This is a genomic window from Aquimarina sp. AWH4_224 (genome assembly GCF_056160245.1).
This window is the reverse complement of the sequence record NZ_JBSWWU010000056.1, coordinates 1-441: the sequence shown is the minus strand read 5'-3', so window position 1 is coordinate 441 and position 441 is coordinate 1. Positions and strand designations below refer to the sequence as shown.

General features: G+C 40.8%; 1 protein-coding gene. It reads left to right on the top strand.

Translation table 11 applies throughout. The annotated features are described in order from the left end of the window. On the top strand, positions 1–441 hold a 441-nt coding region (locus tag ACXAGJ_RS24670; RefSeq protein WP_474843852.1), incomplete at both ends, for a SprB repeat-containing protein.

Below are 441 nucleotides of genomic sequence, written 5' to 3'. Positions count from 1 at the left end.
GATGGAACGATGGAACTCAAGGAAACACTTTGGCCGATGCACAAATCGGACAAACATACACCGTAACTGTTTCCGATCAAGGGGGAAATAGCGATGATCAAAGTTTTCAAGTACTGGGACCAGATCCCATAACTATAACTATCGATCAAAATCCTGTAACTTGTAAAGGAGGAGATGATGGGAGTATATCTTTAACCGTAGCCGGAGGAACTCCTATCGATATAGTTACCAATCCTGAGCAATACAATGTTACATGGACCAAAATAGGAGATACAGGATTCACTGCCTCCGGAGTAGCCATTACAGGGCTGCAAGCTGGGTTTTATGAATATCTAATCACTGATCAAAATAACTGTACTCTTGATAATTTTGGAACTCCTATACAAGTAACCGAACCTCCTACTGGTATTGAAGTCTTTGAAGTCATTGATCAACATCTAG